This is a genomic window from Frankia sp. Mgl5 (assembly GCF_023242985.1).
In the GTDB taxonomy this organism is placed as follows: Bacteria; Actinomycetota; Actinomycetes; order Frankiales; family Frankiaceae; genus Parafrankia; species Parafrankia soli.
Genome location: NZ_JALKFY010000705.1, coordinates 1 through 7,435 on the forward strand (window position 1 = coordinate 1; position 7,435 = coordinate 7,435).

The 7,435-nt window shown below is 67.5% G+C and carries 6 protein-coding genes and 1 tRNA gene; 1 reads left to right on the forward strand and 6 read right to left on the reverse strand.

The genetic code is table 11. The annotated features are described in order from the left end of the window. Window positions 1-598: 598 nt before the first annotated feature. From MXD62_RS26515 to MXD62_RS26540, 6 genes are all read right to left on the reverse strand, one after another. The gene (locus tag MXD62_RS26515; RefSeq protein ID WP_248832141.1) at window positions 599-1,780 is read right to left on the reverse strand and encodes a hypothetical protein; all 1,182 of its coding nucleotides are present in this window, start codon (window positions 1,778-1,780) and stop codon (window positions 599-601) included. 28 nt (window positions 1,781-1,808) lie between these two features. Next, window positions 1,809-2,120: a calcium-binding protein gene (locus MXD62_RS26520; protein ID WP_248832142.1), complete on the reverse strand. Its 312-nt coding sequence runs from the start codon at window positions 2,118-2,120 to the stop codon at window positions 1,809-1,811. Window positions 2,121-2,456: 336 nt separating this feature from the next. After that, window positions 2,457-2,720: a hypothetical protein gene (locus tag MXD62_RS26525; protein WP_248832143.1), complete on the reverse strand. Its 264-nt coding sequence runs from the start codon at window positions 2,718-2,720 to the stop codon at window positions 2,457-2,459. 236 nt (window positions 2,721-2,956) lie between these two features. After that, window positions 2,957-3,101, reverse strand: a tRNA-OTHER gene (locus tag MXD62_RS26530). A gap of 65 nt (window positions 3,102-3,166) precedes the next feature. Beyond that, complete coding sequence (locus MXD62_RS26535; protein ID WP_248832144.1) at window positions 3,167-3,769, reverse strand: TetR family transcriptional regulator; 603 nt, start codon at window positions 3,767-3,769, stop codon at window positions 3,167-3,169. Next, entirely contained in the window at window positions 3,753-5,306 is a 1,554-nt protein-coding gene (locus MXD62_RS26540; protein ID WP_248832145.1) for an MFS transporter, read from the reverse strand. The genes MXD62_RS26535 and MXD62_RS26540 overlap by 17 nt, the downstream gene beginning before the upstream one ends. A gap of 1,315 nt (window positions 5,307-6,621) precedes the next feature. Here MXD62_RS26540 and MXD62_RS26545 point away from each other — a divergent pair. Continuing rightward, complete coding sequence (locus tag MXD62_RS26545; protein ID WP_248832146.1) at window positions 6,622-7,356, forward strand: hypothetical protein; 735 nt, start codon at window positions 6,622-6,624, stop codon at window positions 7,354-7,356. The last annotated feature ends 79 nt before the right edge of the window (window positions 7,357-7,435 follow it).

The window sequence follows — 7,435 nt, forward strand, 5'->3', positions numbered from 1 at the left end:
TGACTCATTGATCTCCTCCGTTCACGGATCAATTATCCCTCATAGGGATCACTGTCCGAAGAACGGGCCCCACCTCAGTCCCTGTGGCATTGAGCAAGAACGGCCGTGGTAGCCCACGGCCGTTGCCATACCCGTTGCCATCTAATGATCTTAGAACAAGCCAAAGGAGATCATCTTTATGCTGAAATCGCAGCTCAGCGATGGTGGGCAAAACCGGGCACAACCCGAACCGCCGCCCCACCATCCCCGGCCCCGCGATTTCCATCCCCAATCGCGAGAACAGGCCGTCTGCCAGCGGAGACGCACGGCCACGCCGTCGTGCATCCGTACACAGGGCGCGGGTCACGACCCGGGATGACGCCAGTGGTCGAAGCCAGTAGCCATGGCCCCGAGCACCAGCCCGGACATCCGCCGTTGGGCGGTGCGCTCGGGCAGCGGGAACGACACGTCCACGATGGCCGGGATTACATGGTGGGATGCTGCCCGCTGTTCAATCACTTCGCTGTTGACCGGCATGCGGATAGGGAACCGGACAGACGACCCGACTCGGATCAGCGTCGGGCCGCCGGCAGATCCACCGCGGAGACCTGAAGGCGGATCACTTCCCGGTCGTGACGGCACCGAGGCCGACGCGGTCGAAACGGGCGATCAGGCTGGGCTTCCGGAGATGCTCCTGGCGCAGGCGCGTGAACCGCCGGGCAAACTCCGCCGTGGTGCCGGAACGTGAGGCCAGCGCCCGCAGATCCCCAAGGAGGTCGACGGCCGCGTCGTAGTCGCTCTGCCTGCGGGTGTCGATCAGCGCGTCGACGCGCCCCCAGGCCGTGTCCTCGTCGCGGACCAGAGCGTCCAGCCGTTTCTCCCGGGCCAGCGCACGCGCCCGGGCATCGCGGGCGTCCTGCTCGGCACGAGCAGCCTCGGCGTGCCGCCGGTGTTCCTGGCGGATGTCCGCGGCGGCGTCCAGCAGGTGGGCGACCGTGCGGCGGGGACGGCCATCCCGGCGGGGATCGGGCTCGCCACAAAAGCGTCGCAGCATTTCCATCTGGACCCGGGCCCCGTGGCCCTGTGTGACCTGGAGCAGGAGCTTCTCCTTGTCGCCGGCGGGAAGGTCCTTGATCCACCTGGCCAGTGCGCGGGGATCGTCTCTGGCCTGGGCCGCAGGCGGACTCGCCTGGGCCGCGCTGGCAAGCAGATCGGCGTCGAGACGGAGGAAGTCCGCCAGGGCCCGCTGCGGTGCGGTCAGGGAACCCAGCCCGGCGGGCACCGGCGGCTCGAGATCGTCCTCGGCCTCGTCGTCGAAGGCCTCCTCGTCGCGTTCCCACACCCCGTAGACCGCCAGCCAGGCCAGGTAAAGGGGCCGCAGATCACCGGCGGCGAGTTCGGCACGGACACCGACGATCGCCGACAACGAGTCCTCGGCGCCCTCCACCCAGTCCCCGCCCTCGTCCTCGCTACTCAGATCAAGGACGAGATGCTCTCTGGTGGTCCAGGCGGTCACATGCGGATCGACACAGTACTGCTCGGCGACCTTGAGATCGAGAAGGGCACGGGGCAGACGGAGCATCACCCGGTGGGTGCCCCAGCTGGCAAGATAGAGATGGGCGTCGTAGAACCGCTTCACCATCTTCCGGGGATCACCACCGAAGTCACCCCAGTGGTATTCGTTGGTGAAACTGGTGGCGGTGATCCTGGCCCGGGTGGACAGCGCACGGACCTCAGCCTGCTGCCGTGCGTCCAGAGGCCGGTCGACGGCCAGGAACTCGTAGTACTGGTACGTGGACATCCTCTACCCGATTTTTGTCACTTCGCCGTCAGAGCGCCCAGCGCCGGTAGGCCTCGATCCATTCCGCCCCACCCGGAGGAGAGTCGGGCAGCGGCAGATCCAGAATCCCGATCGCCTGGCGGTACCTCCCACGGGCGCAGACCGCGACGATACCGCTCCCAGACAGGAGATCGATCCCCATCACCGTCACTTCCACGCCCAGGACGGCGGTCCGGAAGGGAACGGCGAGACTGTCCCCGATCACGGCATGAAACGCCATGAGCTGTTCGTCCTCACCATAGGCATCGACGACGGCACGCTCGACCAGCGCATCCAGCTCGACGTCACTCAGCTCCGCCATGGTCGGCAGCCTACCGACGCGATGGGTGGACAATCCTCGCCGGCTCTCGTCCTGCCTGCACGAGGGTATGACCGGGTCCGTGGTCCGCCCGCACCACGACAGCCTGCTCGCGACCGCTCGCGCCCGTCGACAGCACAGGGCTTACCACCTACGTGACGCGCATTCCGACAACCGGCGGCGGGAGCTGTCAATCGCTGTGACTCCGGCATCCCTTGGCCGCAACCGCGAGCCCGTCGTCATAGGTGGCCAGGCTGCTCACGCTCCAGCCCCCAGTGGGTTCGAATGATTTCCGAGACCGGGTACATCTGGTCCCCGTTGCCGCTTACGAAGCCAGACCTACTCCGCGACGGCGGGCCGGTCGATCCGGGCCTGAATCAGGTGTGGCACGAGGACGCCAGCCCGCTCGAGGTACCAATCCCCACTCCCTGGGCGCGGTTCGAGACGTCCGCCGAGACGGCCACCCTCGCACTGCTGTTCCAGGTCACCACCGGCCTCGACGGCCGATGATCCTGCCGCGGCGTGCCCGGCGGGGATGACGGCACGCAGGCCGAGCAGGCTCAGTACGCTCGATTCGAGCAGCGCCGACCGCCGCTCCTCCATCAGGTCGCCGACTGAAGATCGACCCTCCCACCCAGACCTGGCATCTGACCTGCCGCGTACGCCGCCAGCGAGCAGGCCTCGGTTGCCATGTCGGCGGGACAGCCGGCACCTCCCGGCCAACAAGATCACGGCCCGGTGAGCCTGTCGGATCGGCCAGCGGTTCGCATTGTGCGAACTATCCATCTAGCAAAAAGTCCGACGAAGTGCCAGGTCACGCCAATAGTCACAGTGACCAGTGGGCAGGGGCGGGGTCGAACCGCCGACCTTCCGCTTTTCAGGTCAAAACGCCTAAACGCTATGCTGACCTGCGTTTTCCCACGACCTCGACGAGCGTAACCGCGACAGGCGGATTGTCTTCGATTCCACGGTAGCACCCGGCCCGCCCGGCGGGCGAGGTGCCGCGGGGAGTCGCGTCGGTCCGGGGCCCGGTTGGTTGGGTTGCTGTGTCATACCGGTAGTCCAGCCTCCAGGTGGCCGAGGGCCTGGTCGACGAGGGCGGACAGGTCCGCGTTGGGGTCGTCGGCCAGGGCAGGCAGGGTGGCGAGCATGGCGCCGATGGCGCTGCCGGCGACTGTACGCACGGCGAGGTCATCCTTCGGGCGTCCGGTCCGTTCGGCGATCGCGTCGGCAAGCAGGAGCATGGTCTGGGAAATCTGGTCGAGCATGGCTGCGCGCAGGGCGGGCTCGGCAACGATGAGCACGGTGCGTTCCTGTATTGCCTGCCTCTGGTCCGGTGTTAGGGCGTCGAACTGTTGACGGATCGCGGCGCGTATCGCCTGGATGGGCGTGAGATCCGCGGGCTGGTTGTGGAACGCCTCGATGATCAGTGGGTCGAGGTCGTCCTGGAGGACGACCTCTTCCTTCGTGGGGAAGTAACGGAAGAAGGTCGTCTCCGAGACTTCCGCAGCGTCGATGATCTGTTCGACGGTGGTCGCGTTGTAGCCCTGTTCGCGAAACAGTCGCAGGGCGTGGGTCTGGATTGCGGCCCTGGTCCGGGCCTTCTTGCGTTCTCGCAGGCCAGGCGCTGCCCGGTCAGTGCTCGACGGCATCGACGGTCCCTTCCTCGGTCGGCTGACCGGCTTCCGTTCTACGCGATCGGCCCCGGGGAAGGACTGCCAGAGCCACGCAGGCTCCAAGTATGGCGATCACGGCGGATACCAGGAACGCGGCGCTCATCCCGTCGACGAACGCCGCGCGGACCGCCTGCTCCAGCCCTGGTCCCCCGGCTGCCTGTGCGGTGGCCGTGCCGCCGTAGAGGCTCCTGCGTGCCGTTGCGGCCACCGTCTCCGGGAGCCCGACGCTGTCGAGTCGGGCGTGGTAGACCGCAACGAGGACACTGCCGGTGATCGCTGTACCAAGTGGGCCGCTTGTCTTGTTGAACGCCTGCACGACAGCGGACTCAGTGCCGCTGCGTTCGGCCGACAACCCGGCCAGTGCCGCCGCGGTCGCCACCGACAGAGCCAGTCCTGTTCCCGCGCCGACGAGCGCCGTCCACCCTGCGGTGAATACCGTGCCAGAGGTGGGCGTCGTGGTGGCTCCCACGATGAGACCGCCCGCCAGGAGTATGAACCCCAGCGCTGCCGCCAGTCGCGTGGTGATCGCCGGTGCGAGCCGGCTGGCGAGCCCGGCGCCGACGACCATGCCGCCGATGAGGGGCAGTAGCCGCAGGCCGCTACCCAGGGTGCCGGTACCCCGCACTCCCTGGAAGTACTGGGGCATCGTGAACAGCACTCCGATCATCGCCAGACCCGCGACCGCGGCGAGTGCCGATCCCCACAGGAACAGCCCCGGCCGCAGGAGCTGCGGGTTGACCAGCGGCCGGCCGGTCGGCCGCCGACCAAGCCTGCGCTCCCACCAGACGAACCCGACCACCACCGCGGCTCCGGCGGCCATCGACAGCAGCGCGTCCAGGCTGCCCCAGCCGCGCTCCCCCGCGCGCACCAAACCGTAGATCACCATTGCCAGTCCAGACGCTGACGCCGCGGTGCCGACCGGGTCCAGACCAGGGCGTTGCGTCGATCGCGACTCCGGGATCAGGACGAAGCCGATCACTGCCGCGAGGACGACGACCGGCACGTTGAGCAGGAAGACCCAGCCCCACCAGAACCGCGACAGCATCCAGCCACCGAGAATCGGGCCGAGCGGCAGGGCTACGAAGTTCGCCGCCTGGTAGATCCCCACCGCTCTCGGACGTTCCTGCTCGTCGAACAGGACGACCAGGGCGGACAGTGCCATCACGGTGATACCGGCGCCGGCCAGACCCTGGAACAACCGTCCCGCAAGGAACACCCCCGGCGACCCCGCGTAGGCGCAGAGCACGGACCCCAGCCCGAATATGGCCAGCGACGCGAGCAGGACTCTGCGGCGTCCGAAACGGTCACCTGCCAGGCCGACGGGCAGCACGGCCGCGGCCAGCACGAGCAGATAGCCGGCGGAGAACCACACCAGATCGGACTGCGAGGCGCCGAGCGCCGTCGACAGCGTCGGTTGAGCCACCGACAGGACCGTGCCGTCCAGGCTGACGGCGAGCACGCTCAGGTTGACCGCCCCCAGCGCCCACCACCGCTGCGACCCCGATCTCCGCATCCGACAGCCTCCTCCTTGTGGGTGCTACCTTCAAAAGAAGGTAGCACCCACATTCTGACGGCTCGTGCTCTACGGTGGGCTCGATGAGCGTGGGGCCTCGACTGTGAAGGGCGTCCGCGCGGCACAGCAACCTTGCATGATCCATCCTGACCGCGGCATCCGGGTCCAGCTCGTGGACGTTCCACGACCAGGCACCCGCGGACCAGGCAGGCCGGCACGAAACGCATAAGGAGTCAGGCTTCGCAGACCCAGTCCTTCGCGATGTTGGTGGCGTCGCCGGCGGGGGCCCAGGCCGCCCGCGCCGTCCGCCTCCTGCGGGAAATCGGCCGGCTTCGGGATCACCTGCGCCAGTCCGCAGGGTGATGCCAGCGACCTGAGCAGGTTGGCAACGCCGACCAACTTGTGGACACGATCCTCACCGAAATCTGCAGCCACCCTGTGGTGGGCGTCCCCACCACGGTGTGCGCGGCCCGCCGTCTAAACGCTTCGGTCACCAGCTCACGAGACTGCCGCGGGCGGTAGCGTCGCCCACGCAGGCGACTGGTGTCAGATCCGGCAGTTCCCACCGCGGCGCGCGTCGTCGCGGAACGAGACGGCCGGATTCTCGGCCCGATGTCGATACGGCTGTCCCGACAGGTTCGACACCGCCTGGCCAGAGATCACCGGGGCGTCAGTTCCTCGACGGCCCCGCGGCGATCTCACACGAAGGAATCAGAATCGGCCGCAGGGTATTTTGGCTAATTCCGCCTGATCGGTACAAGTCCACGGAAGCCGACCCGAAGATCTTCGATCAGTATACGGCACAAGCCAAGAAAGTTTTACTCTGTCCGGGCACTGTACAACCCGCAGCTTGAAGTGACGCTGCGACAGAACCGCAGGTAGAACAGGGGGTGAGTGGGCAGGGGCGGGGTCGAACCGCCGACCTTCCGCTTTTCAGGCCGAACTGACCGTCAATTCAACGTCCGTAGACGTACGTCTTCGGCCGTGGAAGGCCGCTGACGTACGTGGTTGTTCGCCAACGTTGCTACACCCGTTGCTACACCTCGACGGGGCCGCGAACGGGCCGTTTCGAGCGGCACGGCAGCGCTTTCGCGCACCCCAGCCCCCCGTGAGAGAGGGCGCGATGGCGGCCGGAGCACCAGCCTCGATGGGCCTGCCACGCCTCGCACCTGACATCGGGCTGGCAAGGCTCGTTTCGAGGACCATCGGGCGGGGGTGGTGACGAGTGAACGCCACCACGACGAACCCAGTGGAGCCGAACACCGACGCTGACATCTCCGTCGCAGCACCAGTCGTGAAGCTCGTCACCGCGACGATGGCCGCTGTCGTCGGCCTGACGTTTTTGTTCGGGTTCGGCAATGTCCTCGCGCTCGGGCTACGCCTCGGCGTCCCGATCTGGGTCGCTCCCCTGGTAGCCCCCGCCGTGGACCTCTCCGTCCTCGGGCTCCTCCTGGGGACCCGGCACCTCGCCGTGCACGGCGGCCCAGGCCAGGTGATGCGGTCAGCGCGACGTCTTCTCATCTTCTCCAGCATGGTAACCCTGGCCCTGAACATCGCGGAACCCCTGATCTCCGGGGATTACGGCAAAGCCGCCTTCGATGCCGTCGGCCCACTCCTTCTCATCGGGTGGAGCGAAGTAGGGCCCGGCTTGCTCCAGGCCATGCAAGCCACCGGGGCCAGCCAGCAAGCAGCGACCGGCCAGGTCACCGTCCAATCGAGAAGAAAGGACGACCACTTCATCGAATCCGCGACGCTATCCGGACGGGAATCATCGGAAGGTCGGGACCAGGACGAGAGTGAATCTCGCGGGCACGGGCAGCGATCCGCCAAGCAGGACCTTCTTCACCGAGCACGCGCAGAGGATACCCTCCACTGGGCGACACACAACCGGCCGATCTCCGCCGAGACACTCCGCAAGCGCCTCCGCATCGGCGCACCCGCCGCCCGCAGCCTCGTCACCCAGCTACGCACCGACACAAGTGTCAGGCTCCGGCCTGCACTCACCGCTGGCACCAGATCATCGCCCATTGAACCGACTGACGGTCCGTAGAACATCGGGGTGGGGGGGGGGGTGGGGGGGGGTTGGAGCCCCCCCCCGGTGGGGGGGCGCGCCCGCCCGCCCCCCCCCC